Origin of the sequence: Lacipirellula sp. (assembly GCF_965279485.1) — a bacterium.
GTDB lineage: Bacteria > Planctomycetota > Planctomycetia > Pirellulales > Lacipirellulaceae > Lacipirellula.
The window spans coordinates 4,922,097-4,948,359 of record NZ_CBDIIC010000002.1; the positions used below are offsets into that span (position 1 = coordinate 4,922,097).

A 26,263-nucleotide genomic window follows, 5' to 3' on the forward strand; every position below is an offset into this window, starting at 1 on the left:
GTCGCCAAAAACGCGAAAAGCGACATTAATCCCGAACGCGACATCACACGCCGTTTACTCGTCTTCGGTCCGCAACTGCGCGAGCACGCTGTAATCTTCCAGCGTCGTCGTATCGCCGACCGTTTCCTTGCCGGCGGCAATGTCGCGAAGCAATCGCCGCATGATCTTGCCGCTGCGGGTCTTCGGCAGCGTGCCGGTGAATCGCACGTCGTCAGGTTGCGCGAGGGCGCCAATCTGATTACGAACGTGCTTAATGAGTTCCTTGCGCAGCTCTTCGCTCGGCTCGGCGCCGCGGAGGGTCACGAACACGGCGACCGCTTCGCCCTTAAGCGGATCGGGCCGGCCGACCGCCGCGGCTTCGGCGACGCTCGGATGGCTGACGAGCGCACTTTCGATTTCGATCGTGCTGAGGCGATGGCCCGAGACGTTCAGCACGTCGTCGATGCGGCCCATGATCCAGTAGTAGCCGTCGGCGTCGCGACGAGCATTGTCGCCGGCGAGATACTTGCCTGGGACTTTTTCCCAGTAGACTTCCTTGTAGCGTTCTTCATCGCCCCAAATGCCGCGGAGCATGCCGGGCCAGGGGTGAGCGATCGTCAGCCAGCCGCCGTGCGTCGCGTCGACCTCGGCGCCGGTGGAATCGACGATTTGCGGAATAACGCCGGGGAGAGGCATCGTGCAACTGCCCGGCTTCGTCGGCGTGGCGCCGGGGAGCGGGCTCATCATGATGCCGCCCGTTTCGGTCTGCCACCACGTGTCGACGATTGGGCAGCGCTCGCCGCCGATCTTGCGGTGGTACCACATCCACGCTTCGGGATTGATCCCTTCGCCCACCGTGCCGAGCACGCGCAGGCTGGAGAGGTCGTACTTCTCGACGTGATGATCGCCCCACTTCATGAACGCCCGGATCGCCGTCGGCGCCGTGTAGAAGAGGGTCACGTGGTACCGTTCAATCAGTTCCCAGAAGCGGCCTTCGTGCGGGAAGTTCGGCGCCCCTTCGTACAGCAGCACCGTCGCCCCTGCGGAGAGCGGGCCGTAGGTGACGTATGTATGCCCCGTGACCCAGCCGCAGTCAGCCGTGCACCAATAGACGTCGTTCTCTTGCCAATCAAAAACCCATTCGAACGTCTTCTTCGCGAACAGGTTGTAGCCCGCCGTCGTGTGGCGGATGCCCTTCGGCTTGCCCGTCGAGCCGCTGGTGTAGAGGATGAACAGCGTCGCTTCGCTGTCGAGCGGCGTGGCGGGGCAATCGTCCGAGGCCTCGGCCATCAGCTTGTGCCACCAGAAATCGCGGCCTTCCTGCATGTTGACCGCTTCGTTCACACGCGACAGCACGACGCACTTCTCGACCGTCGGCGATTTAGCGAGCGCCGCATCGACCGTCTGCTTGAGTGCGAGGACAGTGCCGCGGCGATAGCCGGCGTCGGCAGTGATTTGAATTTTCGCCTTCGCGTCGTTATTGCGATCGGCGACCGCCTCGGACGAGAAGCCGGCGAAAATCACCGAGTGAATCGCCCCAATCCGCGCACACGCAAGCATCGCAATGACGAGCTCCGGCGTCAGCGGCATGTAGATCGAAACGACGTCTCCCTGCTTGGCGCCGAGCGACTTGAGCACGTTCGCGAACTTGCTAACTTCACGCAGCAGTTCGGCGTACGTGTACTGCCGCTTCTCGCCCGGTTCGCCTTCCCAAATAAGCGCGACCTTGTCGCCGCGGCCCTCAGCGACGTGCTTGTCGAGGCAGTTGTAGGAGGCGTTCGTCTTGCCGTCGACGAACCATTCGGCGTGCGGCTCGTTCCACTTCAGCGCCTGGGTGAACGGCTCAAACCAGTGCAGTTCCTCCTTGGCGAGCTTCGCCCAGAAACCGGCCGGATCGGCGGCAGCCTCGTCCCATAGCTTCTGGTACTCGGCCATCGACTTGATCCGTGCACGAGCCGAGGCTTCCGCAGTAGGCGGAAACACGCGGGATTCCTGCATCACGGTGTCGAGTTGGCCGGTGGACTGCTGCCCCATGAGAATCTCCGCGAGCGTGAACAATAAGACGGCGCTGATGAGAGCCGACGAGACGGCCGCGACAAGAATAGCGACCGTCTGGCGATTGTAATCGACCGGCGGGAGGCCTTAAAGTGGCCCGGTGCGGCGAGGGAGGGGCGACCGGCAGGGATATTTTATGCGGAACCCAGAGGGTAGAATATGCACTATCCGGCGCGTTGCACGCCGTTCGTTGCCTGTAGCCGCAAAGCGAGGATTTCAGTGGAGATCTCCATCTCGCCTGAGTTTCAGCAGTTCATCGAAGGCCAGTTGGCGCTTGGCGCTTACGCGACGCCGAGCGAAGTTGTGGGCGATGCGCTGCGACTCTTGCAACTCCACGATCGCGAGCGAGAGATGCTTGTCAGCGACCTGCGGCAGAAGGTTGCTGTAGGGCTTGAGCAGATTGACCGCGGCGAAACAGTCGCAGCACACGATGTCTTCGAGGAATTGCGTCGTCGCAACGCGCAACATCAGGCGCAGTCCCGATGAAAAATTGCCGCTTCAGTTTGGAGGCGCGCAGGGACTTGCAAGGGATTCACGACTACATCGCTGCTGATGATCTCACGGCCGCGCTCCGACTGATCGAAAAAATCGAGCAATCATGCGAGCTTCTCGCGGAGCATCCGCTGCTGGGCGAGGCCTACGAGTTTCTTGCCGACCGGCTTCGAATGACTGCCGTCGGCAATTACATCATCTTCCATAGACCAGACAATGACGGCACGAAGATTGTGCGCGTCGTTCACGGCGCACGGGATTGGCGGCGGCTCTTCTGAGTATGAGGAAGCCGCTCAAGTTTCGTGTTTCACGTTCGGCGTTGCGTTCTATTGGCGGTAGATTTCAGACGCCGCGGCGACGCTCGCCCCAGGCTCGAACTTGCAGCCCTGCTCAGCCAGCAATTGCTCGAGTGCGGAGAGGACAAGGTAGACGTTCGCTGGCCGTGCGCCGTAGCCCATCAGGCCGATCCGCCAGACCTTGCCTTTGAACGCTCCGAGCCCGGCGCCGATTTCGATACCGAAGCGGTTGAGCAAATCGCTCCGAACCTTCGCTTCGTCGACGCCCGCCGGTACGTGGACGGCGTTGAGCATCGGCAACTGATGCCCTTCCTGCGCGGCGTACTTGATGTCGATCGCCGCGAGGCCCGCCTTGAGCGCGCGATGGTTGAGGGCGTGCCGCGCGAAGCAAGCGTCGAGGCCTTCTTCGAGGATGATCGACACGGCTTCGTACAGGCCGTAGCTCATGTTGATCGGCGCCGTGTGATGATAGACGCGGTCCGATCCCCAGTAGTTGGCGAGCATCGTCACGTCCAGGTACCAGCTCTGCACCTTCGTCTTGCGGCCGAGGATGGCGTCCATGGCTCGCTGGTTGAACGAAACCGGCGCAAGGCCCGGCGGGCAGCTGAGACACTTCTGCGTGCCAGAGTAGATCGCGTCGATGCCCCACTTATCGACCTCGACGGGCACGCCGCCGAGCGACGTCACCGCGTCGACCAGCAGCAACGCGCCAGCGTCGTGAACGATCTTGGCGATCTCCTCAATCGGCTGGTACGCGCCGGTCGACGTCTCGGCCATCACGATGCCGACGACCTTCGGCTTCACGGCGTCGACCGCCTTCTTCACTTCCTCCGGCGTGAACACCTCGCCCCAGGGGCGCTCAATCTTGGTCACCTTGGCGCCGGCCCGCTCGGCGACATCGGTCATACGGCCGCCGAAGACGCCGTTGACGCCGACGATCATCGCGTCGCCGGGCTCAATAAGATTGACGACCGTCGCTTCCATGCCGGCCGAGCCAGTGCCGCTGACGGCGAACGTCATGCGGTTCGTGGTGCGGAAGAGCTCGCGCAATCCTCCCTGCACCTTATCCATCACTTGCAGGTAGTAGGGATCGAGATGCCCCACCGTCGGCCGCGTCATCGCGGCGAGGACGCGCGGGTGAATGTCGCTGGGGCCGGGGCCGAGGAGCGTGCGGATCGGCGGATTGAGCGGCGGGAGGGCGGGCATCGTGCGTCCTGTGCTGCGATGGGGTTACTTGGCTGCAGTAAACTCTTGGGCAAGTGCCGAGCATTGCTGGACAGTCATCTCGCCCGGTTGAATCCAGGCGCGATACTTCACGTCGAGCGGCTTCTCTTTCGTCACGTCCGCGACGAAGTACGAACCGAAGCGACCGTAGTCGCGCTCGCTGTATCGCGAAGGCTTGGGATTCGACGGGTGATCGAGATAAACGACCGTGTAACGCTGGCCGTCGACGACGAAACTTAGGGCGTTCCAGGGGCGGTTCTCGTTCTCGCTGTTGCCGGGGGCGTTCGGCTTGTTGTGGTCCCAGTTGCGATAGTCGCCCGCCTTGCCGACGCCGTCCGTCCGCACGTAGTAGGTTTCCTTGGCAGTTTCGTCCGGCACTTTCTGCGTGGCGCGAAACTGAAAGCCCGCATGTTGCGGATCGCCGTCGAGGTGGACCGTCTGGCCGTCGGAGGATTCTAGGTGCGACGAGAAGTCGATTTGCCAACCCTCGACGCCGTTGTGCTTCTGGCGTTCGATGTCCATCTCGCGGGTTTCGTTGGCGAAGACCTCGCCATCTTCGCCATGCCAGTCGATTTTTACGATCTGCTCAGCGCCATTCGCGTCAGCCTTCTCCTCGACGATCTCCTCGTGCGACTGAAAAGTCTTCCCGGTGCAATGCCACGTATCGCACTTCTTGCCGTCGCCGTAGGTAATCTTATTAAAACCGTAGAAGAGACCGCGATGATGCGGGAAGAGCCCGCCCGGGCCTTTGGTCAGCAGCGTCTTGCCGTCGGGGCTAAAGACGTGGTGATACGGTTTGAACGTTTCGCTCCGCTTCTCTTCGCTCGATTCGTCGAGCGTCGGCATCATGTAGCGAAACGCCGGCTCGCCGTTGAATAGCAGGTCGACGTGATCGCCTTCGGGCGTCTGCCATTCGAAGCCCTCGGCCCCAAGGCACGGCGCGGCGACGGTCGCCGTCAGCAAGAAGAACCAAACGCCCGCTGCTCGAAGGCCCATGAACCAGTCTCCCCAAATCGATCGCTAAACGCCGCCCCGCCGCCGGAGCGGCACGGGGGTCTATCGTAACCGACTGGGGGAGCCGGGAGCAAATGTCTGCAGGGGCTTATGCTGCGATCGTAGGCCTTGGATTGAGACGGAACAATGCAGCGCTGCACGCAACATAGTTGCGTCGTCACTAGCCCCGGGCTCCGCCCGGGGGTGACTCTCCATTTCGTTGGACTACGTCGCGCGGGATGGACGCCGACCCCCGGGCGGAGCCCGGGGCTAGAGAATGCAGCTACGGCAGCAGCGCTTCTTCCGTTGCGGCGTCCGCCAAATCAAGCGTGAACTCGGCGTCCATCTCGACGTCCTCGGCGGTCTGAACGTCGTCGGAGTCCACGCTACAGACGAAAGGGCTCGTCCCCGCCTCGCAATCTCCGAAGCTGATGCCGAGCGCCCGGGCTGCCTGGACGGCGGCGCCTTCGCTGTCGACGAGGCGAATCTGGTGGACCGCCTCGATGATCGGCACGCTGCCCATGTCGGGCGGGTTATAGCAAATCATTTGGCCGAACTTCTTCTCGACGATCAACCGCACGGCGTGGGCGCCATACTGGGTGGCTAGCACGCGGTCGAAGGTCGTCGGCGCGCCGCCGCGTTGCAAGTGGCCAAGCACCACCGTGCGGGCTTCGCGATGAAGCCGTTCTTCAAGTTCGCGGGCAATCAGCGGGCCGATGCCGCCGAGTTTCTTCTGAGCGCCGCGGCGTTCTTCGCCAACCATTTCGCCCGTCGGGAGGTGAGCCCCTTCGGCGACGACGACCAGCGTAAAATGCTTGCCGTTGACTTCGCGGTCGAGAATTTTGTGGCAGACGTTTTCAAACGTCCACGGAATTTCGGGAATGAGGATCACGTCGCCGCCGCCGGCGATGCCGGCATGCAATGCGATCCACCCGGCGTGACGGCCCATCACTTCGAGGACCATGATCCGCTCGTGCGCGGCGGCCGTTGTGTGGAGCCGATCGAGCGCGTCGGTTGCACAGGCGACGGCGCTTGAGAAGCCGAACGTATACGCGGTGGCGGAAAGATCGTTGTCGATCGTCTTCGGGACGCCGACGACCGGGATGCCATATTCGTGGAATTGCTGAGCAACCGCCAGCGAACCATCGCCGCCGATGCAAACGAGGCCTTCGATGCCGAGTTGCTTCACCGTGCCCGCGACGCCCTCGAGCAGTTCGGGATCAAGGTCGACGCGATCTTGCACGCCGACCGTCGCGGCAAAGCGGCCTTTGTTCGTCGAACCGAGAATCGTGCCGCCCTGCGTGAGGATGCCGGCGGTGTTCTTCGGCGTGAGCGTGATATAGCGAACGGGATCGTAGAGCCCCTCATATCCCTTGAGGAAGCCGAGGCACTCGTAACCGAGCTGCCAAGAGGCTTTGACGACGCCGCGAATGACCGCGTTGAGGCCCGGGCAGTCGCCGCCGCTGGTGAGAATACCGATCCGTTTGCTCATGGCGTAAATCCTGTGCGAAAGTCGAACGAACAGGAAAGGATAGGTCGCGACGCAGCCTGCGCGGAAAACTTGAGAGAAACCGTTTCAGCCCTCACGGTCGCGGCAATCGTTAGCGTTCAACTGCGAATTGTTTGAGCGGAACTGCCCGGTTCCGCAGCAAAGGCGAGCGCGAGATTCTGGTGGGAATCATTCAAGTCTCGCGGCCAATTGGCCGCACGGCGGGAACTGCGTCGAACTCAACCGCCCCGCAGGCGTCGACCCGCGAGGCGTGCGAGTACTTTCACCTTGCCGACCGCTTCGTTGACGCCGACTTTCGAGGCGCCCGCGCGGCGATCAGTGAAGGCGATCGGTACTTCAGCAAACCGTGCGCCGCGGCGGTGCAGCTGCCAGAGGATCTCTTCGAGGTAGGCGTAGCCGGTCGCCTTGAGATCGCTGAAGTCGAGCTCCGCAAGCTTCTCGACGCGATAGAGTCGACACGCGCCGCTGGCGTCGCGCACCGGCGTGCCGAGAGCGGCGCGCGTGGCGACGTTCATCACTCGACTGACGATGCGGCGACTCAGTGGCCAACCGTGGATCTCGCCGCCTTGGCAATAACGTGAGCCTATCACCACGTCGGCGTTGGTCGACGCGGCAACCATTCGCGGAAACGCCTCGGGCGGGTGGCTCCAATCGGCGTCGAGCGTTGCGAGCCAATCGTAGCCTCGCTCGATTGCGGTCTGCATCGCGGTCCACGACGCCGAACCAAGGCCGAGCTTGCCCGCGCGGTGAATCACCGAGAACCACGGCGAGCGGGCTGCTTCTTCATCGCACCACCGGCCCGTGCCATCTGGCGAGTTGTCGTCGACCACCAGCACGTCAGCATCGGGTAGCTGCGCACGGATCGCTGGCACGAGAGTCGGCAGATTCTCGATCTCGTTGTAGGTGGCGATGGCAACGAGCAGCTTCATTCGACGGTCACGCTCTTCGCCAGGTTGCGAGGCTTGTCGACGTCACAGCCGCGGAGCACGGCGATGTGATACGCCAGCAACTGTAGCGGAATCGCAGCGACAATCGGCTGCAGGAAGTCGGCCGTCGCGGGGATTTCCAGCACGTCGTCGGCAATCTGAGCGACTTCGTGATCGCCCTCTTCAACGATCGCAATCACCGGCCCGCCGCGAGCTTTGATCTCCTCGACGTTGGCCACCACTTTGTCGTAAACGCCACAGCGCGGAACGATGAAGACGCTCGGCGTGTGTTCGTCGACGAGCGCGATCGGGCCGTGCTTCATCTCCGCCGCGGGATAGCCCTCGGCATGGATGTAGCTGATTTCTTTCAGCTTCAGCGCTCCTTCAAGCGCTGTGGGGAAGTTGTAGAGCCGGCCGAGGTAGAGAAAGTTCTCGCACCCGGCGTACTTCGCAGCGATGCGGCGGCACTCGGCGTTTGTCTCAAGCGCCTTTTCTACTTGCTCCGGCAGCCGCTCAAGGTCGTCGATGATCCGCAGCCCCGCTTCATAGCTGAGGTGATGTAACCGCCCGAAGTGTAGCGCGAGCAGCGCCATGACGACGCACTGCGAGGTGTAGGCCTTCGTCGACGCGACGCCAATCTCGGGCCCAGCGTGCAAATAAATGCCGCCGTCGGCTTCGCGGGCGATCGTACTGCCGACGACGTTGCAAATCGCCATCGTCGGATGACCCTTCCGCTTCATCTCGCGGAGGGCGGCGAGCGTGTCGATCGTCTCGCCGCTTTGGGTGAGCGCGAACAGCAGCGTCGTCGGCGTCAGCGGCGGATTGCGGTAGCGCAGCTCGCTGGCGTATTCGACTTCCACCGGCACGCGGGCGAGCGTCTCGATCATGTACTCGCCGACGAGCGCCGAGTGCCAACTCGTGCCGCACGCGGTGAGCACGAACCGGTCGATTGACCGCAACTGCTGCGGCGTGAGGTTGAGGCCGCCGAACTTCGCCGTCGCCGCATCGCGATCGAGCCGGCCGCGCATCGCGTTGCGCACGGTTTCTGGCTGCTCGAAAATCTCTTTGAGCATGAAGTGGGGAAAGCCGCCCAGTTCGACGTCGCTGGCGTCGATCGTCAGCAGCTTGACGTCGTGCTCGACGTCCCCCTGGTCCCGATGGATCACGCGGATCGCATCGGCCGAGATGACGGCCATCTCGTGGTCGGCGAGGTAGACGATCTGATCGGTGTGCCCCGCGAGCGGCGAGCCATCGCTGGCGATGTATTTTTCATGGTCGCCGACGCCGATCACCAGGGGGCTGCCGAGCCGCGCGGCCACGATCACGTCGGGCCAATCGCGGAAGACGATTGCCAGCCCGTAGGTGCCTCGGAGCTGCGCGAGCGCCGCTTGCACGGCGGCGATGAGCGGCGCGTACGGATCGAGCGCATCGTCGAGTGATGTCGGCAGCATCGCCAGCTCGTCGGCGATGAGATGGGCGACCGCTTCGCTATCTGTCTGGCTGTGAAAGACGTAGCCCTTCTGCTGCAGCCGCTCTTTGATCGGGCGGAAGTTTTCGATGACGCCGTTGTGGACGAGCGCCAGCGCGCCGTTGCCGCCGACGTGCGGGTGGGCGTTTTCGTCGGTCGCCGGGCCGTGCGTCGCCCAGCGGGTGTGCCCGACGCCGAGCGATCCGCGAGCAGGGATGCGTTTCAGCAACGCCGCGAGCTCGTCGACGCGGCCGGCGCTTTTGACGATCGACAGTGTGCCGCGCTCGGCGCAGACAATGCCGGCGCTGTCGTAGCCGCGATATTCCAGCCGCCGCAAACCGGCGACCAGGAAGTCAGCCGCTTGTTCCGGGCCGATGTAGCCAACAATGCCGCACATACGATCCCTTCGAATTGCGTCGTTGCGAACAGAGGGACGCTAGCATGCCGCGACGCTCGCAATTGCCAGCGTGCGGGTCCGATGCCAGCAGATTAGCACGGCTTGCAGCCACACGGTATGCGAATGCGCCGCCTCCCGCGATTCGCTCTTGGGATGCAGCGACAAACCGGTTACTTTTTCGGCCGCTAAGTCACCTCAACGCGAGTTTGATACCGCTATGCCGACGCCAATTACCCCGCTTCGCCGGATTCTCGTCATTCCCGCCCGCCGCCGGTCGACGCGGCTGCCTGACAAGATGCTACTGCGAGCTGCTGGCAAGTCGGTCATTCAACATACGTACGAAGCGGCCCAGTCGGTTCGCAATGCCCAGTTGGTGCTGATCGCGACCGATGACGAGGAGATCGCCGCCGAGTGCCGCCGCTTCGGCGCCCCGGTGGTGATGACGAGCCCCGACTGCCCGAGCGGCACCGACCGCGTCGCCGAGGCGGTCGCCGGGTACCCCGCCGCCGAGATCATCGTCAATCTGCAAGGAGACGAACCCGACGCCGACGCGCGGGCGATCGACCGCCTGTTCGAACTCCTCGAATCGACTCCCTCCGCCGCGATGGCGACCCTGGCGACGCCGATCCGCGACCGCCACAAGCTCGACGACCCGTCGTGCGTGAAGGTGGTGTTCGCCGCCGATGGCCGCGCCCTCTACTTCTCGCGCAGCCCCGTCCCCCACGCGCGAGAATGGGACGATCGCCTGCTCGCCGCCGAGCCGGCCACTTTCCACCAGCACATCGGCATCTACGGCTACCGCCGCTCGCTGCTCATGCAGATGCCCAAGTGGCCGGTCAGCCCACTCGAGCAAATCGAAAAGCTCGAACAGCTCCGCGTGCTCGAAAACGGCGAGTCGATCCTGGTCGCCGTCACGCAACGGGCGACCAGGGGGATCGACACTCCGGAAGACTTTGCGGACTTCGTCGCGCGGCGTGCTGCGTAAGTTGGGCCAGGTCCCCCAACCTACTTGGCGGCCTGCTTCGTCAGGAACAGCACGTCGGCGGTGCGCGGCTCAAGCTTCACTTCAAGCCCTTGGTCCATCAGCACGGCGCCTGACTCGGTCCAACTCTTGTCGGAGCCTTCCGATTCAATCTCATACTGCGCTGCAGGATCGAGCCCGCGCAAGCGGAATGTTTGCGTCGGCTGCGTGTTTTCCTCGCGGCGGAACGCCTGCACGACGCCCTTGCCCGTTTCGGGATCGTTGAACTCCCACGCGATCCAATCCTTCGGCGAGATCGAGTGCCGCGTCAGTGGGTAGTAGTCGCCGATGTAGAGCTCGCCGATGCGGGCGTGCTCGGCGGAAAGTTCCCGCAGCTTGTCGTAATCGAGCGTTTTGTCCCGCATGTCCCACGCAGCCGTGAGCGAGTTCGCCACGTGGCTGCGGAAGTCGTACTCGTTGATCCCCTCGGTCGTGTTCTGGCCGATGGCGCTCTTGCCGACGAGCGTGCCATTGCCGTAGTAGGGCAACCAAGAGGAAATCCCGTGCGTGTGTCCCTGCTGGCCGATTGGCTCGAACAGGTAGTCGCTGCGAATCAGCGGCACGCTGCGGCGCAGGGTTTCCAAGTCGAGCCGCCGCCCGCCGCTGGAGCAGGTGTCGATTCGCAAGTGCGGATGGTTGGCCAGCAAGCCGTCCCAGTAGGCGAGGTAGCCCTCGACGTAATGATTTTCGGTAATGCCTTGCCGATCTGCTGGCTCGCCGTTCCGCCAGTACATGAGCGGATCCATGTTGAAGTCTTGGCGATAGAGATCGATCCCTTCGCTTTCGATTAGCCCGCTGATGTGTTTGATCGCCCAGTCGAGCGCCTCGGGGTTGCCGAGATTAAGAAGCTTCCAACCGTCGAGGTAGCTTTGATCGCCGGGGTTCGGCAGCGGACTGAGCAGCCACTGCGGCCGTTCCTTGTCGAGCCAGGTCCCTGCGGCGACTCGTTCCGGCTCGAACCAGACGATCGCTTTGACTCCCTTCGAGTGGGCGTGGTCGGTGATCGCGCGGAGGCCGTTGGGGAACCGCTTCTTATCGACCTCCCACGTGCCGGTGGTCACCCAATTGCCGTCGTTGACGTACCAGCCGGCGTCCATCCACCAGTAGGCCAGCGGCAGCTTCTCTTCGAGATAGCGATCGATCATCTGCTTTTGGTTTTCTTCATTCGCGTTGATCATCTCGGCAAACTGATGAGAGCTGTTGGCCAGCAATTGCTGCCCGGGCAGTTTGCCATCGACGCGCGGCACGTTGTGGGCCACCATCCAGCGGCGCCATGCGTTCTGCCCGTCGACCCAATCGCCCGCGTACCACTGGAGGACCATCAGCGGAGTGCGTGCCGTCTCGCCCGGCGTCAGCTTGAAGTTGGCGTTTTCCTGGCCAGCGCGAATCGCGAGTCCAGTCGTGCCGTCGCGGTCGAACGACGCATTCCACTGCCCCGGCCAGCCAATCGCCACGATGAGTCCCGTGTTTCCCCAGTTCACGTTGAAGTATGGCCAGCAGCCATTCGTGCCGCGACCGCCGAACGAACGGAAGGTCGCCGACGTTCGTTGCGTCAGCCCCATTTCGTAAGGTTCGAAGTCGTTCTGCGCGACGTAGGAACCCTTCATGTGGTGCAGAATCGTCTGCGCGTTGGTCGGCACCGTTTGATGGATGTCGAGGCCCTCGATCGCCGACAGCACCGGCGTGTCTTTGTCGCCCTTGTTGGTGAACCGCACGGTCCACTCGATGTTGGGGTAGTCGGAGTACTTCACGACGACGACCTTCGTCTCGAGCCCGGTCGTCTCGTCAGCCCATACGATCGTGCGCTCCGTGCGATTGCCGTCGAGCTGTTTGTCTTCGCTCGAACGCTTCGCGCGGCCCAGCACCGTGGCGGACGATTCTTCGCCCAGCTTGAAGCTGAACGGGAGCTTCGAGACGTCCTCGCCAAAGCTCGCGTCGAACCATTGCTGAGCGACGTTTAATTCGTTTTCGTAACCTGCCTCAACCCGCGCGGCGTCTGCGAACAACCCCAACGCGAGGCTTAGTCCAAGGAGAAATCTCATCAATGCCATGTGATGTACCTGGGCGGATCTGAGGAGAAAGAGTCCGAGCGAAACAGCGGCGAACGCGAGAAGCGTTCGACCTGGAGTTTTCGTTCACGTTGCTAGGAAAGGAGATTCGGCGTAGGCCGTGATAAGAGTGGCCGCGTGAGTAATTGTATTACAATTCCTCTGTTCATCAGAGTAGTCGTGATGATTGGGGGTGTCAAACAGCGACGCGTCCAATAGCGGCCACAGTGTGTTGAGGTTCGCGTTCGCAGACGCTAAGTCGCTACAGGGGAGTAAGTTCCCTCCGGCCGTGCAGTGACAGGGCGGTCTCGCGTGCGGTACAGTAGGTTGATGTTCTCCGCCCGCGATCCAGTCCCCGAAGTTCGCCTCCCGCTGCTCATCACCGGCGTCGCCGGCGTCGCGGGCTATAACGCGTTCGACTACTTCTCGCAGCGGTATCCTGGCCGGGTGATTGGGATTCGGCAGGCCGACAATTGGAAGCTCTCGGCACCCGGCATCGTCGCGTGCGACGCGGAGGATCGCGACGAACTGAACCGGCTGTTCGATCGGTGGCAGTTCGGTTCGGTGCTCGATTGTGCCGGCAACTGCGCCCTGCGGGCATGCGAGCTTGATACGCGGCTTGCGTGGCGGACGAACGTCGAAGGGCTCGTCAATCTCGCGTCGATCATCGTCGAGCGAGACGTCCGGCTCGTGCACGCCTCGATCGACCTCGTCTTCGCTGGCCGCGACGGCGGCAGTTACGTGGAGGGCGATCCGACCGATCCCGTCACGGTCTACGGCAAGACGATGGTGGCGGCCGAGCAGGTGCTGTTCGATTGGTTGCCGCAGGCGTGCACGGTGCGGATCTCGCTGCCGATGGGGGTGAGCTTCAATGGCCACGCGGGGGCGATCGACTGGATCCAGTCGCGGTTCAAGAAGGGGCGGCCCGCAACGCTCTATTTCGATGAAGTCCGCACGCCGACGTACACCGACTGCCTCAATCGATTGTTCGAGCGGCTGCTGGCAAGCGACCTCACGGGCCTCTATCACGCCGGCGGGCCGACGCGGCTCTCGCTGTACGAGATCGCGCAGGTCGTCAATCGCGTCGGCGGCTATGACCCGAAGACGCTGATGGGCTGCTTGCGTCACGCCGCGGGGCCGATCCCGCCGCGAGCCGGCAATGTGGCGATGGACTCGACGAAACTGGCGGCAGCGCTCGGCATCGAGCCGTTCACGCCGTGGCCATACGACGAATCACTCGTGCCGACCGGACCGGAGTGGCATTACGAACGCGGTCCGGAGCGTGGCTCGCCAGAACTGATTGCGGAAGTGCTCTACCGGAACCCGTCCTACGCCACAGCGAACCAGCGATTCGCCTAGAGCTGACCGCGGCATTCTCGTACCTTCTGATCGATGCATTTCTTTGCGATTCTCTGCGCCTTCGCGCCTCTGCGAGAGACTATCTTCGTTCAGATCTCTCGCAGAGGCGCAAAGGCGCAGAGGGAATAGCCAAAGCTCAGCGTGACCGCAGTCGGTCCCACATAAGGAGCGCGCAAATCGTCTTCGCATCTTCAATCTCGCCGCTCTCGACCATCGCGATCGCCTCGCGCCAGGAGACGACAAGGTTGTCGATGTTCTCCCCCGCCTCGCGGGCATGCTCGCCGGCCGTGAGGCCTTCGGCGACAAACGAGTGCATCTGCTCCCGCAGGATGCCGGGCGACATGTAGAACGGCGGCATCTCGCGCCACCGCTCGGCCGTGTAGCCGGTCTCTTCCTTCAATTCGCGGACGGCCATCTGCAGCGGCGTCGCGGGGGGCTCCATCGTGCCGGCGGGGAGTTCGATGAGCGTCTTGCCGACGGCCACCCGTTCATTACGAATGAGACAGACATGGTCGTCGTCGACCATCGGCAGAATGACGACGGCGCCGGGGTGGAGAATCACCTGCCGGGGGCGGTTTCCTCCCTGCCGCGTCGCCTGCATCACTTCAACCACGTCGAAGCGAGAGGTTGATAGCAAGAGGCGACCATCTGCGGTGGACGAATCCATTTGGCTGACTCACAAGACCAGGCAATTTGGGTAATGACGCCGCCGCCCTGCCGGCTCGTTCTCACGGGCTCCCGCAGGGCCCTTTCCCTCGGCAAAACCCGAACATTGTTTGCCACTCTGTGGGGCGACTGATAGGATAGCGAGATCGGGCCGCCGCTGTCGAACCGCTCGGATTTCGACGCGCCGGAGGAGGCGAGAGGCAAGATGAATCGCAGCGCCGTAGGTAGTTGGAGCTTCAGCTTAGGCCGTTGGCGCGGCGTCGAAGTTCGTTTGCACGTCCACTTCCCGATCCTCGTCCTCCTGACGCTCTGGCTCGCGAGTCTGCCGCCGCTGGAGCAGTCGCTCAAGGGCGAGGTCTTCACCATTCAGAACGCCAGCCTAGGGCTCGTGATTTTGCTGGCGAGCGTCCTGCTCCACGAAGGAATGCGGGCGCTGGCCGCGAAGCGCGTCGGCGGGCGAACAAACCTCATCGTGATCGGCCCGACGGGGGGCTGGTCGCAGCCTCATTTGCCGCCTGATCCGCCGGCTCACTTAGTGACCGCAATGGCGGGGCCGCTCACCTACTTGGTGATCATCATCTCCGCAGCGTGCGGCTTGGCGATTGCCGGTGAAGACAATCTCCTCCATATCTTCTCGCCGTTCGCACCGGTGTTCACGAATCGTGACTCGCTGGGCCTCATGGCGATGCAGATTACGGTCTGGGTGAACACCTGGCTGCTGCTGGTGAATTTGCTGCCGGTGCAGCCGTTCGATGGCGCCGAGGTGCTGCGAAGCATCTTATGGCCCCTCGTCGGACGTGCGTCTGCGTCCGCTTCGTCGGCTCATATCGCGTATGGCGCCGCTCTCGTCTCGGCGGTGCTCGCGATCACGTTCCAGCATCAACAACTGAACAACTTCATCCCGCAGTGGTTGCCGCTGGCGCTCCTCTCCGTGCTGCTCCTCTACGGCGGAAACCGCGCCGCACGCCAACGGCAGTACGACGTTGGGCTCGACATCGACCAGTGGGAGTCGGACGACGAGCAGTGGCTGAACGCTGAGTGGATCGACGACGATCGCACCGCCGTCTTGGTCGAGCATCTGCAGCAGAAGCAGCAGGAAGTTCTCGATCGCAAGCGGCGCGAACGCGAAGATCGCGAGGACGCGCGGGTCGATGATATTCTCGCCCGCATGCACGAGGTCGGGTTCGACCAACTGAGCGAAGAAGAGCAGGCAGTGCTCAAGCGGGCGAGCCGTCGCTATCGGCAACGGCAGCAACGCGTGGAAGACGTTCCCGGACGTCCCGGCGCGATCTAGTCCGCGTCTACCTCCCCAATCTGGGGGATTGCGCGGCAGACAGTGGTTCCGCCAATCATGACGGCGGCCTCACAACCGGCACAGTTGCACCAAACGCGGCTATGCACCTCAGGTTCAGCGGCGACCCACACCGCTGCTAGCAACAGCCTGTCCTATGTTTGCAGTGCAGCGATCTCGGTGCGCGCTGGAGTTTCCAGGTCGGCGCCGGCTGCTTACAACCACCACACTACCTGCCACCTCCGTTGAACCTCACGCTGCCAGAACTCGAAGCACGCCCCGACGGCGCCGATTCACCGGCCGCCGCGGCGTTGCGCGGTCGTACGGAGCCGGCGCTGCCACGCGCCGCGTTGCGGGCGCTCGAGGCGGCGTTCAATCAGCCGTTCCTGCTGATCGACGTCGAGAGCGGCGAGTTGAACTACGCGGCCCCGCATGGGCTGATCTGCGATTTCTACCAGCGATTGCCGCTCATTCAGGAAGTGGTCAACCGCGGCTCGGCGGAGATTATCGACGAAGAGTCGCCGCTGACCATGATCGCCGTGCCGCTGCGGCAGATGGATCAAGGGCCGCAGCTCGCCGCGATTGGCTTGATTCTGACCTCGGCCGTCGCCGACGAAGCGGAGATTCTGTCTGCGGCTCGCGTCTTCGGGATTGATTCGCGCCGCACGTTCGCCTGGGCGCAGCGAAACGAACCGTGGAATCCACGCGTTGCACTGCAACTGGCCGAATCGACGATCGACAACATTCATCAGCGCACCAAGCTCGCGCACCTGGAACGCGAGATCAGCGAGGCCGTCGGTCACGCCCGCGATTCCTGCGTTGAACTCGGCCTGCTTCACCGACTCGCGCGCGGGCTCGATGTTTCGCAAGGCCCCGACGACCTGTGGCGGAGCGCCGTTGCCTGGCTCGCGGAGGCGGTGCCGGCTCAGTGCATCGTTGCGGTCGCCCGTTGTAATGGCGAAGCGGTGCAGACTCCGCTCTTCGGCGAGAATGGGCCGGCCGAGCGTTACTTCGGCGAATACCCGGTCGAACCGCGGGCGCTGAGCGATATGATGGAACGGCTCGGCGGCGTCGCGCGACGCTCGCTGGTGCTGAACCGCGCTCACACCTCAGCGCCGACGTGGGAATACGCCACGATCCGCGAACTGGCGAGCGTGCCGATCCTACAAGGGACGCGGCTGGCTGGTTGGCTGCTAGCGATCAATCACGCGGGCGTCGACGGCGACGAGTTCTGCGAGTTCGGCACGGCCGAGATTCGGCTGCTCGAAAGCGTCAGCACAATTCTCGGCGTTCACCGCCACAACACCCACCTGTTCGCGCGGCAGGGCGACCTGTTCGCGGCGTCGGTGCGGGCGCTTACCTCGGCGATCGATGCGAAGGATCCGTACACGCACGGCCACAGCGAACGCGTCGCCCGCGTGGCGGTCTGCATCGCTCAGGAGCTGGGGCTCGACAAAGAACTGCTCGATACGATCTACCTCGGCGGGTTGCTCCACGACATCGGCAAGATCGGCATCGATGACAACATCTTGAAGAAGGCGGGCCCGCTGACGCCCGACGAGCACGACCACATCAAGCGGCATCCGCAGCTGGGGTACGACATTCTCAGCGGGGTGACGCAGCTGCAGAAGATCCTGCCGATCGTGCTGCATCACCATGAGTCGTGGGATGGCAGCGGCTATCCTCACGGCTTGACGGGCGAAGCGACGCCGTTGATTGCCCGCATTGCCGCGGTGGCCGATGCGTTCGACGCGATGTCGAGCGATCGTCCGTACCGCCGCGGCATGGCCGACGAGCAACTCGATGAAGTGATTCGCGGCGGCGCTGGGCGGCAGTGGGATCCGAACGTCGTCGACGCGTTCTTTGCCTGCCGCGATCAGATTCGGCGGGCGGCGCACGATCAGTTGATCGGGGCGGTTCCGCTCGACCCGTTGCGGTGGATAGACTAGGCGTTCGGGCACCTACGCCGCTTCTAGCCCCGGGCTCCGCCCGGGGGTCGGTAAGCACTACGCGCGACGTAGTCCAACGGAATGGAGAGTCACCCCCGGGCGGAGCCCGGGGCTAGGGATGCTCTTGCTGGTTTGAGGGAACTTCCGTGGCACGCGATGCCCATGATCGAGAGGATTTGCTGCGCGATGCGCGGGGGCTGTCGCCGCGCGTTGAGCTGGTGGTCGGCGGTGCGAGCGAGGCCTTCACGCTCTTTGCTGGCTTTCGCGGCGAGTCGTTGAGTCTCTACTTCGGGCAGGACCGCGTCTATCACTTCAACGATCGCGGCGAGTTGCGGCGGGCGTATCTGGATGGCGTGCTGCTCAAGGCGGAGCAGGGCAAGCTCGTGGCGATGAGTCGGGAGCGGTCGGCGAGCGCGGTGGCGTTTGTCAGTCGGGAGCTGCCGGCGGAGGAAGTTCGCAGGTTGCTAGATGAGTTGAAGGATCGGTTGCGTGCGTTTAGCGAAGCGCTCGCGGCGGGGGCGTATGAACTGGTCGGCGAGGAGCCGCTGGGTAGTGGGGTAATTGAGCGGTTGGTTGGATGGTTACGTGCGAATGAGGATGCTATTCGGACTGCGGTGTCTCCTCGTGTTGGTTGATGACGCAACACTAGCCCCGGGCTTTGCCCGGGGGTGGCACAACGCGCGACGGCGCCTAGCGGAATAGACGCCGACCCCCGGGCGGAGCCCGGGGCTAGAATCGCTACTTGCCGTTTTGGGGGTCGTTCCACACCCGCTTCTTCGCTTTGAGCAGCCGCTCGGTGTACGACTCTGGTTGGGCGTCGTTTTCTGGTTTGAGCGAGGGCTTGGGCGATTGCTTGGCAGTCGGCGCTAAGCCGGCAAGCGGCTCGTTTGTTGGCAGTGTTGCGGCGGCTGGGGCCGATTCGTCCCACTCGAATCGCGTTGCAGCGCGGCGTTCGTCGAGCTGGCCGCTGATTTGCGCTTTACGCGTCTGCAGGCGAGACATCGTCTCGGGGGCTTCGGGCGCCTTGCTCCTCCGGAGCACCTTGTCGCGCACGGCGGCGAGCGGGACGAGAATCCAGGTCGGATCAAACTGCACGCGGCGGATAAAAACGTCGCCCCAGAAGAGGCAGGCGCCGGTCACGACGAGCCACGGCCAGATCGGCTGGTTCGACGAAGCCCGCTCCTGATCGCGACGGAAAGGATTCTGTTCCGGCGTGAACGGCGAGCTCGCTGCGGCGAGGCCGTCTTCGATCAGCACGCCGCTCTTGCCGTTCTTCGGCGCGAGGACGGCGAGCGAGCGGAGCAGCGAGAGGTTGGTTTCCTGATCGCGATACTCGGACGAGTAGCCGACGTTCACGCCGGTGCGAATTGGGGCCACGCCGCCGCCAGGGTTCACGACGACCAGGTAGCTGCCGGCTTGGGCTGAGTCGAACTCGCCGACGTAGCGGCCGGGCGCCACTTGCTCGACTTGCAAGGGGATTGTCGACATGTCGGGGGCGATCGCGGCGGCGGTGATCGACTGCTGATTGGCGAAGTTGTCTTCGGCGTCGAGCGCGGTGACGACGAGCTCGGTCTTGCCGTCGCGCAGGTTCGCAGCCACGGTGTAATTGCCCGTGTCTCCGGTGGGACGCATCGCCCAGCGGACGATCTGGGCGAAGAACTTGTCGTAGCCTTCCCACGTGGTCCACGCGGTGGCCCAACGGGCGCCGGCGTCGGTGGTGAGGGCGACCGCTTTGCCGGAGCCGTAGGTCCAGGTGGCGAGGACCGTGGCATTGTCGGGCGTCGCGGGAAGCGGGCTCCGCAGCTGCACTTCGACGAGCGGGTTTTGCTTCACGCTGGTGAGGACGAAGCCTTTGATCGGCGGGACGCCGCCGTCGAGGCCTCGCAGGAGTTCGCTGTCGGGGGTGAGAATTTGCGGCGTCACCGGTTGCGGCGGCTCGTAGACGAGCGGCCGGGCGACGCGGCGAACTTCGCGGAGGAAGATCCGCGGCAACGCCCGCGGGTTCTGCACAAAGTAAAACTTGCCGCCGCCGCGGTTGGCAATGTTCGTGAGGAGCGGCACGTTGGCGTCGGCGCCGACGGCGACCGCGGTGACTGAAATCTTCGCCTGGCGCATGCGGCGGACGAGTTCGTCGAACTTGGCGTCGGGCGTTTGGCCGTCGGTGAGCACGATCATGTGCTTCACGGCGGCGTTGGCTTTTTGCAGATCGTTGAAGCCCTGCACCATGCCGGGATACATGTCGGTGCCGCCGGCGGAGGCGATCGCGTCAATGCGCTTGGCGACGGTGCGATAGTCGCCGACGACGCGGAGCGGGACCGACTTGTACGGCGTGTCGTCAAACGCGGTAACGGAAATGTAGTCTCGACGCCCCATCGTCTTCACGGCGGCGATCGCAGCGGCCTTGCTCATCGCGAGCTTCTCGCCATCCATCGAGCCGGAGCGATCGATCACGATCGCCAGCGCCCCGACCGGCACGACCTCGGCGTTCTTGATTTGGAAGTCGACCGGCATCGCCTCTTCCAACTCAGTGTTGGCCCAGCCGCCGGCGCCGTAACTGTCGGGGCCGCCGATCATGATCAGCCCGCAGCCAAGTTCGCGGGTGTTGCGGACGAGCATCTTGATTTGCTCGTCGCTGAAGCTGGCGCCGCTGTCGGCGTCTTCGATCGAGCTGCGGGAGACGTTGGCGAGGATTACCGCGTCGTACCGCTGCAACTCGGCCAGCGAGTTGAAGAGGTTGTCGGTCGCGGTAACTTCGACTTCTAGGTCTTGCGTCCTTAGGCGGTCGACGAGGAAGTCGAATTGCCCCTTCGCGTCGGCGTTCTCGATGAGCAGGACATTCCCCTTGCCGCGGATGTGGGTGAAGGCCGAGGCGACATTGTTCTGAGCCATGCCGTCGGCGGCGGGGTCGGCGGGGACAAAGCGGGCTTCGTACGTGTAGAAATCGGACTGGTCAATTTCTTGCTGGATCGTGAAGACTTGCTTGCCGGGCGGAATCGTCACCTCTTCCTCGGCGACGACCTCTTCGCGCTGGCCCGCCTTGCGGATGACGACCAGGCGACCGGCGATCGCTTCGTCGGAACCTTCCGGGGCGTCGTTGCGGAGGACGACCCGCATGTCGAACGGTTGGCTGCGGCGGATGTTCGCCGGGAGGTCGACCTTCTCGATCGAGATTTCGTTGCGAGGTTCGAGGTAGACGGGAACGACGTCGATGCTGACTCCCCCCTCGGCGGCGGCGCGGGCTTCGCGGTGGGCGTTGCCGAGGTTCTCGTTGCCGTCGGAGAGGAGGACGATCCGCTTGGCGGCGTTGGGCGGGAAGAGGGCCTTGGCCCGTTGGATGGCGGAGGCGAGGTCGGTGTACTCGGGATTGGGGAGCGACTCGAGCCGGCCGGGGACGCCGCGGTCGGCGGAGATGATGGGGACTTCGACCGCCGCGTCGCGGCCGAAGGCGATCACGGCGAAACGATCGTCGCGGAGCGTGCTCCGTTCGCCTTCGAGCGAGGCGTCGACGTACTTGAGCATCGCTTGCCGATCGTTCGCGGGAATGCTGAGCGATTGGTCGAGGAGATAGACGACCGTGAGTTCGTCGCTCTCGCGGCGGTACTGGGCGTCGGCGAGGGCGAGGATGATCGCCAGGGCGACGAGCGAGCGAAGCGTCAGCGCGATCCAACGCCGCCAGGAGCCGAGGCTGGAGAGGCTGCGGTGGCCAAGCCAGAACAGCACCGGGATCAACGCCAGCAAGGCGAGGTAGCCAGGGCGGTCGAAAACGATCGAGTGCTGAAACATGTTGGAATGATAGAGCGGACGGTGGATTCGGCGAAGCGGCCCGGTTTACAGGGGCGTGTTGATGTCGTGTCGCGTCTGACGTCGCCCCCATGTCGCGAGTTGCATTTTAGGCGGCACTAGCTGTTAAGTTGGGTTGTCTTGGGCTGTAACCTGTTGGTGTGAATCGGTTTGCAATGATGGCTTGATGTCGCATGTGTCGTGTCGCCTTTCCCAATGCGACCTCACGCGACATGAAACCGTTTGCCAACGTGCGCCTCTCGCTGCGGCTGGTGTGGATCTCGCAGGCGCGTCATCTTGAGGGGAGTGAAGTGATCAGCGGACGATTCGAACCGCTCGAACCGCTAGATTCTTCACTGCGTTCATGATGACGACGCGCTCCATGGAGACTCGCACAGGCCGCGCGGAGCACCGCCTGGGACATCTTCGAGCTTAGCGATCTTAGTGGCCGTTTTCATCATAAAAACGGCGAGAATTGGAAGGGGGAGCGATGGCAGGGCAGTTGTCGACCGAGCGGTTTTCGAATCGGGTGGAGGACTATGTTCGCTACCGGCCGCAGTACCCGGTGGCGGTGCTGGATGTGCTGCGTGATGAGGCTGGTTGGCAGCCGAGCTGGACGATCGCCGACATTGGCGCCGGGACGGGGATCTCGGCGGAGATGTTCCTCAAGCATGGGAACGAGGTGATCGCGGTCGAGCCAAACGAGCCGATGCGCGAGGCGGCGGATCGGCTACTCGCGGGGTACCCCAAATTCCGCAGCGTGGCGGGGACGGCGGAGGCGACGACGCTAGCCGACGGTTCAGTCGATGCGGTGACGGCGGCGCAGGCGTTTCATTGGTTCGATCCGCTGAACGCTGGCGCGGAATGTCGGCGGATTCTTCGGCCGGGCGGGTGGGGCGTGTTGTTGTGGAACACGCGGCGGGTTGATGCGACGCCGTTCGCACGCGAATACGAGTCGCTGCAGAACAGGTTCGACATGGATCCGCAGCGAGCACGGCACGAGCGCGTCGACCCGGTTCGCCTCGATCAGTTCTTCGGCGCCGGGAAGTGGCGGAAGCGAGCCGTCGACAACGAGCAGCGACTGACGCTCGCCGGGCTGCAGGGGAGGGCGAAGTCTTCGTCGTATCTGCCGGCCGACGGCGATCCGGCGCAGCCGGCGATGCTGGCGGAGCTCGAGACGCTTTTCAATCAGCACCAGCAGGGAGGCGTGGTGGTGATTGAGTATGACACGGAGATCTACGTGGGGCGGATGCGGTAGCGTGATAAGGAAGGCTGGCGCGCGAATCACGCGAATAGTCGCGAATCCGCAATATCGCTCGTTCCAGTTTCGGCATTTCGTTTTCAGGCCCAACGGGCCGCGCTGTGATAGGCCAGGGCGAAGCCCTGGGTTGGGCCCGGCATGAACAACGAAGCCCTGTAAGGGCGCGCCAACCTTAGCGCGCCCTTACAGGGCTTCTGACGTTAATCGTCGACATTCCCAGGGCTGCGCCCTGGGCTATCATAGCGAGGCCTTACAGGCCTGAATGCAAGATTCTTCGCTGCGCTCAGAATGGCGCTTCTATCGCCTGTTCGCGTTGCTTCGCGTGATTCGCGGCTGCGTCTCTACGGCTGCAAACGCATCACGTCGCGGACGAAGTCGGTTCTGGCGCCGCCGTATTGTTGGTACTGGGCGACGAACTGCTGCATCTCAGCGGCGGTTGGTTGGCGGCCGAGCAGCGTTTGGTAGAGGGCGGCGAGGTATGGATCGCGCTGGTTGCCCATGCGGTCGAAGTATTCAGGGCTGCCGAGGATGTAGGCCTGGATGTCTTGCGGCGACTTGCCGGCTTGCAGGTAGTTCTGCCAGGCGTTGAGTTCCGTCGGCAACGCGTCGCGGCGGAGGTACTGCTTGTACCACTGGTTGATCTGATCGAGTTGCCCAACCGCGTAGGTGTTGCTCGGCGGGACGTTGGCGCCGACCTTCACGAGGTTGATTTGAATGGGGGCGGTGTTGCTTAGCAGGTTCACCGGAATGGCGGCCGAGCTTTGCAGCAAGATCTTGCCGTTGTCGACGAGATAGGCGTCGACGGCGTACTTGTGATCCGGGTAGATCTGCGTGCGGTCGACGGCGATCGAGAACGGAATCGGCGGGTGCTTCGGGTTCGTGATCACTTGCTTGCCGACTTCGACGTTTTGCCAGTTGGGGTAGGTGACGTCACGAAGGCGGACGGTGAGCACGGCTTGCTGGGTGAGCATGACGCGTTCCTTGCAGGTGATTTCGCCGCGGACGCTGGCGGCGTTTTGCTGCGCGAGCGTGACGGGCAAGTTCTGCAAACGGCGGTTGCGGTTGTCGAAGACGAGGAAGTCAACTTTACCGTTTTGGTCGACACGGCGGCGAATTTCATCGCCGAGGTCGAACAGGGCGCCTTCGACGTAGCCGACTTGGAAGCCGTCGACGTTGACGATGATGTCGCCGTTCTCCAGCCCTGCCTGCTGGGCGGGCATGCCGGCTTCGACGTCGGTGAGGACGACGCCGGTGTCGACGTTCTGGATGGCGACGCCGAGCCGCCAGGAGTTGGGCTGGGCGTTCCACGAGGGGATGGCGGCCGTCGACGGCAGGAGGCTGGGGGCGGCGCTCCAGGCCTCGCTGAGGTCGCGGCTGCGGGCGGCCGTTGTTTGAGCGGCGGCGTGTTGGGCGGAGGAACTCACGAGAAGCGCGGCGGCGAGCGTGAGTACGTTGAGACGCAGAGTCGGCGTCATGGATGTGGCTCCTGAAGAGGCGGACATCTTGAATGTTCGAGAATTGACTGTCTGGTCCCCTCCCCTTGAGGGGGAGGGTTAGGGAGGGGTGATTGAAGCTGGTACCAGGGTTCGTTACCCCCTCACCTCAAGGGGAGGGAGCTAGAGAATTTCTTTGTTGGGGAGCTTAGTGAGCCCGGGTCCAGCCTAAGGCGTCGCGCGAGGCGAGGACTTCATCGCGGCGGAGCGGCAGCAGGCCCGCCTTCACCGCGTCTTCTTGGCCCGAGCGGCTCAGCACGTAGCGGAGCAGTTCTTCGGTCATCGGCGGCATCGGCTTGCCGGCTTCCCATTTCACGACGACGTACAATTGGCGGACGAGCGGGTAACGGGGATCGACTGCTTCGCCCATCTTCGGGGCGGGAACGACTTCGCCGGTGTTCAGCACGAGCGGCAGGACCTTGCCTTTCGTGGCCGGGGCGAGCGAGAGGCTGAGGTAGCCGACGCCGCCGGGGTCTTTGGTGACGGCTTCGCAAATTTGGGCGTAGCCGTTGCAATCTTTGCCTTCGCGGCTCTTGGCGCCTTCGCCGAGGAAGCGATTCACCAGGTAGCCCCAGGCGCCGGTGCCGGTGCTGCGGCCGTAGAGGTTGATCGGCGTCTTGGCGAGCGGGCCGGTGACGCCGACGTCGCCCCAGGTGGCGGCGCCGGGGTTCTCGGCGGCCTTCGGATCTTGCAGGATTTTGACGCCCTGCTCCATCGTGAGTTGCTCGAGCGGGTTGTCGGGATGGACGACGACGCCGAGGACGTCTTTCGCCGTGGCGATGGCGACGATGCCGCCTTGCTTCAGTTCAGTTTCGGTGAGAGGGCGGCTGATGAGGCCGATTTCCATCTCGCCGGCGCCGAGCTTCGGCAGCACCTGGCCTGACTCGAACATCGACACGTCGAGTTTGGCGTCGGGGTGGATGTGCTTCAGGCCGTCGGCCCAGAGGAGGGCGAGCTGGTTCATTGCCGATGAGCCGGCGACCGAGAGTTTGCCGCTGATGGGCGCCTTCGGCAGATACGGCGGCAGGCCGCCCAGCAGATCGGCCTCTTGGGCCGGAACCGCGGCGACGGCGTTGGCGAGGTGTGGTTCGACCGCGTGCAGCGTTGCGGCGGTGAACGCCAGCAGCGCCGTGATGGCCAAGAATGTCGCGAGACGACGCGATACGCGCGTGCGAACTCCCATTTCGCTTCCTCCCAGATGAATCGGCTAGCTCCGTCTGACGAGCACGGATGGCTCGCCGGGGCCGATCATAACGCAAAACTGGGGGGGCTGGGGAGAGGAATCCGGAGCGGGGGAGTGAAGAGTTTGTGGGCGCGCGTGCTAGCAGTGCGATTGCGTGGTGCTCCTAGCCCCGGGCTCTGCCCGGGGGGTCGGCTACCACATCGCGGGACGTTGCCAAACGGAATGGAAACCCACCCCCGGGCGGAGCCCGGGGCTAGACGCGGGCTTTCGCTTTCGAGCCGCCGTGGGCTTTGCCGTTGCTCGACGGGGCGAGCAGGTAGCTCATGTCGCCGAGGCGGTCGAAGGTGATCAGCTCCGCGAGGCCGGCCGCGGCGAGTTCGGGGCCGCCGACGTAGCGACCGGGATTGATCCACTTGTCCATCAGTTCGACGGTCGAACCAAACAAGCCGGCAAGCAGGACGTCCATGTCTTTTTCGAGCTGACCGAAGTGGCGGGCCCACTCGGCGGCTTCTGCGAGGCCGACGTTTTCTTCGCTCTGCCACCGCATGGGGTGGAACAGCAAGACGCTGCAGGGGGTGACGAGCCGCTTCTGGCAAGCCGCGAACGGCCACAGCGCGGCCGACGAGCATTCGCCGGTGACGATGCCGGTGGCCCGCAGGCCGCGGAGCTTGATGAGCGTCATCAACGACATCGCACAGTAGGGGCTGCCGCCGGGCGAGTCGAAATAGATGAGGCACTCGCCGCCCGGTTCGATGTCGAGCAAGCGATCAGTCAGCTCCGACTCATGTTCAGTGAGGTCGCCAACGAGGGCAATTTCCGGAATGCGATCGTCTTGTTCTTCCTGGCTCATCAGTGTTTCGCTTGCCTCGTCG

General features: G+C 63.7%; 20 protein-coding genes. 8 read left to right on the forward strand and 12 right to left on the reverse strand.

Going from position 1 to position 26,263, the window contains the following annotated elements; genetic code table 11:
• Positions 1-54 precede the first annotated feature (54 nt).
• A complete protein-coding gene (gene acs / locus ACQY7R_RS27215) occupies positions 55-2,013 on the reverse strand; it encodes an acetate--CoA ligase (protein ID WP_428308683.1) in 1,959 nt (652 codons plus the stop codon).
• Between the two features lie 240 nt (positions 2,014-2,253).
• Here acs and ACQY7R_RS27220 point away from each other — a divergent pair, with 240 nt between their 5' ends.
• Complete coding sequence (locus tag ACQY7R_RS27220) at positions 2,254-2,520, forward strand: type II toxin-antitoxin system ParD family antitoxin (RefSeq protein ID WP_428308684.1); 267 nt, start codon at positions 2,254-2,256, stop codon at positions 2,518-2,520.
• A complete protein-coding gene (locus tag ACQY7R_RS27225) occupies positions 2,517-2,804 on the forward strand; it encodes a type II toxin-antitoxin system RelE/ParE family toxin (RefSeq protein ID WP_428308685.1) in 288 nt (95 codons plus the stop codon). The genes ACQY7R_RS27220 and ACQY7R_RS27225 overlap by 4 nt, the downstream gene beginning before the upstream one ends.
• A gap of 48 nt (positions 2,805-2,852) precedes the next feature.
• Here ACQY7R_RS27225 and ACQY7R_RS27230 read toward each other — a convergent pair whose 3' ends face one another.
• The 5 genes from ACQY7R_RS27230 to glmS all read right to left on the reverse strand — a co-directional run bounded on the left by ACQY7R_RS27230 (position 2,853) and on the right by glmS (position 9,340).
• A complete protein-coding gene (locus ACQY7R_RS27230) occupies positions 2,853-4,028 on the reverse strand; it encodes a pyridoxal-phosphate-dependent aminotransferase family protein (RefSeq protein ID WP_428308686.1) in 1,176 nt (391 codons plus the stop codon).
• A 24-nt stretch (positions 4,029-4,052) separates the two neighbouring features.
• Entirely contained in the window at positions 4,053-5,042 is a 990-nt protein-coding gene (locus tag ACQY7R_RS27235) for a DUF6807 family protein (RefSeq protein ID WP_428308687.1), read from the reverse strand.
• A 280-nt stretch (positions 5,043-5,322) separates the two neighbouring features.
• Positions 5,323-6,531: a 6-phosphofructokinase gene (locus tag ACQY7R_RS27240; RefSeq protein WP_172991901.1), complete on the reverse strand. Its 1,209-nt coding sequence runs from the start codon at positions 6,529-6,531 to the stop codon at positions 5,323-5,325.
• Between the two features lie 236 nt (positions 6,532-6,767).
• A complete protein-coding gene (locus tag ACQY7R_RS27245; RefSeq protein WP_428308688.1) occupies positions 6,768-7,478 on the reverse strand; it encodes a polyprenol monophosphomannose synthase in 711 nt (236 codons plus the stop codon).
• The gene (gene glmS / locus ACQY7R_RS27250; RefSeq protein ID WP_428308689.1) at positions 7,475-9,340 is read right to left on the reverse strand and encodes a glutamine--fructose-6-phosphate transaminase (isomerizing); all 1,866 of its coding nucleotides are present in this window, start codon (positions 9,338-9,340) and stop codon (positions 7,475-7,477) included. Before glmS ends, ACQY7R_RS27245 begins: the two co-directional genes overlap by 4 nt.
• Before the next feature lie 217 nt (positions 9,341-9,557).
• Between glmS and kdsB the strand changes: the two genes are divergently transcribed.
• Entirely contained in the window at positions 9,558-10,325 is a 768-nt protein-coding gene (gene kdsB, locus ACQY7R_RS27255) for a 3-deoxy-manno-octulosonate cytidylyltransferase (protein ID WP_428308690.1), read from the forward strand.
• A gap of 20 nt (positions 10,326-10,345) precedes the next feature.
• On the opposite strand, the gene ACQY7R_RS27260 is transcribed toward kdsB, so the two are convergent.
• Positions 10,346-12,403, reverse strand: coding sequence for an alpha-galactosidase (locus ACQY7R_RS27260; protein WP_428308691.1), 2,058 nt, complete (start codon positions 12,401-12,403; stop codon positions 10,346-10,348).
• A gap of 336 nt (positions 12,404-12,739) precedes the next feature.
• Here ACQY7R_RS27260 and ACQY7R_RS27265 point away from each other — a divergent pair, with 336 nt between their 5' ends.
• A complete protein-coding gene (locus ACQY7R_RS27265) occupies positions 12,740-13,768 on the forward strand; it encodes an SDR family oxidoreductase (protein ID WP_428308692.1) in 1,029 nt (342 codons plus the stop codon).
• 136 nt (positions 13,769-13,904) lie between these two features.
• Here the strand turns inward: ACQY7R_RS27265 and ACQY7R_RS27270 are convergent, their stop codons facing one another.
• Positions 13,905-14,435, reverse strand: a complete 531-nt coding sequence (locus tag ACQY7R_RS27270; RefSeq protein WP_428308693.1) for an NUDIX hydrolase — start codon at positions 14,433-14,435, stop codon at positions 13,905-13,907.
• Between the two features lie 204 nt (positions 14,436-14,639).
• Between ACQY7R_RS27270 and ACQY7R_RS27275 the strand changes: the two genes are divergently transcribed.
• From ACQY7R_RS27275 to ACQY7R_RS27285, 3 genes are all read left to right on the forward strand, one after another.
• Positions 14,640-15,728 carry a metalloprotease gene (locus ACQY7R_RS27275; protein WP_428308694.1) on the forward strand — a complete coding sequence of 363 codons (1,089 nt, stop codon included), beginning with the start codon at positions 14,640-14,642 and terminating at the stop codon, positions 15,726-15,728.
• A 242-nt stretch (positions 15,729-15,970) separates the two neighbouring features.
• Positions 15,971-17,674 (forward strand): HD-GYP domain-containing protein, encoded by a 1,704-nt coding sequence (locus ACQY7R_RS27280; protein ID WP_428308695.1) that lies wholly within the window; start codon positions 15,971-15,973, stop codon positions 17,672-17,674.
• A 146-nt stretch (positions 17,675-17,820) separates the two neighbouring features.
• Positions 17,821-18,309, forward strand: coding sequence for a hypothetical protein (locus ACQY7R_RS27285; protein ID WP_428308696.1), 489 nt, complete (start codon positions 17,821-17,823; stop codon positions 18,307-18,309).
• Between the two features lie 103 nt (positions 18,310-18,412).
• Here the strand turns inward: ACQY7R_RS27285 and ACQY7R_RS27290 are convergent, their stop codons facing one another.
• Complete coding sequence (locus tag ACQY7R_RS27290; RefSeq protein WP_428308697.1) at positions 18,413-21,457, reverse strand: VWA domain-containing protein; 3,045 nt, start codon at positions 21,455-21,457, stop codon at positions 18,413-18,415.
• A 487-nt stretch (positions 21,458-21,944) separates the two neighbouring features.
• Here ACQY7R_RS27290 and ACQY7R_RS27295 point away from each other — a divergent pair, with 487 nt between their 5' ends.
• Complete coding sequence (locus ACQY7R_RS27295) at positions 21,945-22,712, forward strand: class I SAM-dependent methyltransferase (protein WP_428308698.1); 768 nt, start codon at positions 21,945-21,947, stop codon at positions 22,710-22,712.
• Between the two features lie 344 nt (positions 22,713-23,056).
• On the opposite strand, the gene ACQY7R_RS27300 is transcribed toward ACQY7R_RS27295, so the two are convergent.
• From ACQY7R_RS27300 to ACQY7R_RS27310, 3 genes are all read right to left on the reverse strand, one after another.
• Positions 23,057-24,190, reverse strand: a complete 1,134-nt coding sequence (locus ACQY7R_RS27300; protein ID WP_428308699.1) for a YbaY family lipoprotein — start codon at positions 24,188-24,190, stop codon at positions 23,057-23,059.
• A 166-nt stretch (positions 24,191-24,356) separates the two neighbouring features.
• Complete coding sequence (locus ACQY7R_RS27305; protein WP_428308700.1) at positions 24,357-25,391, reverse strand: PstS family phosphate ABC transporter substrate-binding protein; 1,035 nt, start codon at positions 25,389-25,391, stop codon at positions 24,357-24,359.
• A gap of 253 nt (positions 25,392-25,644) precedes the next feature.
• On the reverse strand, positions 25,645-26,241 hold the full coding sequence (locus tag ACQY7R_RS27310; RefSeq protein WP_428308701.1) for a hypothetical protein: 597 nt from the start codon (positions 26,239-26,241) through the stop codon (positions 25,645-25,647).
• Positions 26,242-26,263 lie beyond the last annotated feature (22 nt).

Coding starts and splice junctions, on each gene's coding strand:
- ACQY7R_RS27270 (WP_428308693.1), bottom strand. CDS start 14,435: ATGGATTCGTCCACCGCAGATGGTCGCCTCTTGCTATCAACCTCTCGC.
- ACQY7R_RS27240 (WP_172991901.1), bottom strand. CDS start 6,531: ATGAGCAAACGGATCGGTATTCTCACCAGCGGCGGCGACTGCCCGGGC.
- ACQY7R_RS27230 (WP_428308686.1), bottom strand. CDS start 4,028: ATGCCCGCCCTCCCGCCGCTCAATCCGCCGATCCGCACGCTCCTCGGC.
- ACQY7R_RS27300 (WP_428308699.1), bottom strand. CDS start 24,190: ATGACGCCGACTCTGCGTCTCAACGTACTCACGCTCGCCGCCGCGCTT.
- ACQY7R_RS27305 (WP_428308700.1), bottom strand. CDS start 25,391: ATGGGAGTTCGCACGCGCGTATCGCGTCGTCTCGCGACATTCTTGGCC.
- ACQY7R_RS27295 (WP_428308698.1), top strand. CDS start 21,945: ATGGCAGGGCAGTTGTCGACCGAGCGGTTTTCGAATCGGGTGGAGGAC.
- ACQY7R_RS27260 (WP_428308691.1), bottom strand. CDS start 12,403: ATGAGATTTCTCCTTGGACTAAGCCTCGCGTTGGGGTTGTTCGCAGAC.
- ACQY7R_RS27245 (WP_428308688.1), bottom strand. CDS start 7,478: ATGAAGCTGCTCGTTGCCATCGCCACCTACAACGAGATCGAGAATCTG.
- ACQY7R_RS27310 (WP_428308701.1), bottom strand. CDS start 26,241: ATGAGCCAGGAAGAACAAGACGATCGCATTCCGGAAATTGCCCTCGTT.
- ACQY7R_RS27275 (WP_428308694.1), top strand. CDS start 14,640: ATGAATCGCAGCGCCGTAGGTAGTTGGAGCTTCAGCTTAGGCCGTTGG.
- ACQY7R_RS27290 (WP_428308697.1), bottom strand. CDS start 21,457: ATGTTTCAGCACTCGATCGTTTTCGACCGCCCTGGCTACCTCGCCTTG.
- kdsB (WP_428308690.1), top strand. CDS start 9,558: ATGCCGACGCCAATTACCCCGCTTCGCCGGATTCTCGTCATTCCCGCC.
- ACQY7R_RS27235 (WP_428308687.1), bottom strand. CDS start 5,042: ATGGGCCTTCGAGCAGCGGGCGTTTGGTTCTTCTTGCTGACGGCGACC.
- ACQY7R_RS27265 (WP_428308692.1), top strand. CDS start 12,740: ATGTTCTCCGCCCGCGATCCAGTCCCCGAAGTTCGCCTCCCGCTGCTC.
- acs (WP_428308683.1), bottom strand. CDS start 2,013: ATGGGGCAGCAGTCCACCGGCCAACTCGACACCGTGATGCAGGAATCC.
- glmS (WP_428308689.1), bottom strand. CDS start 9,340: ATGTGCGGCATTGTTGGCTACATCGGCCCGGAACAAGCGGCTGACTTC.
- ACQY7R_RS27225 (WP_428308685.1), top strand. CDS start 2,517: ATGAAAAATTGCCGCTTCAGTTTGGAGGCGCGCAGGGACTTGCAAGGG.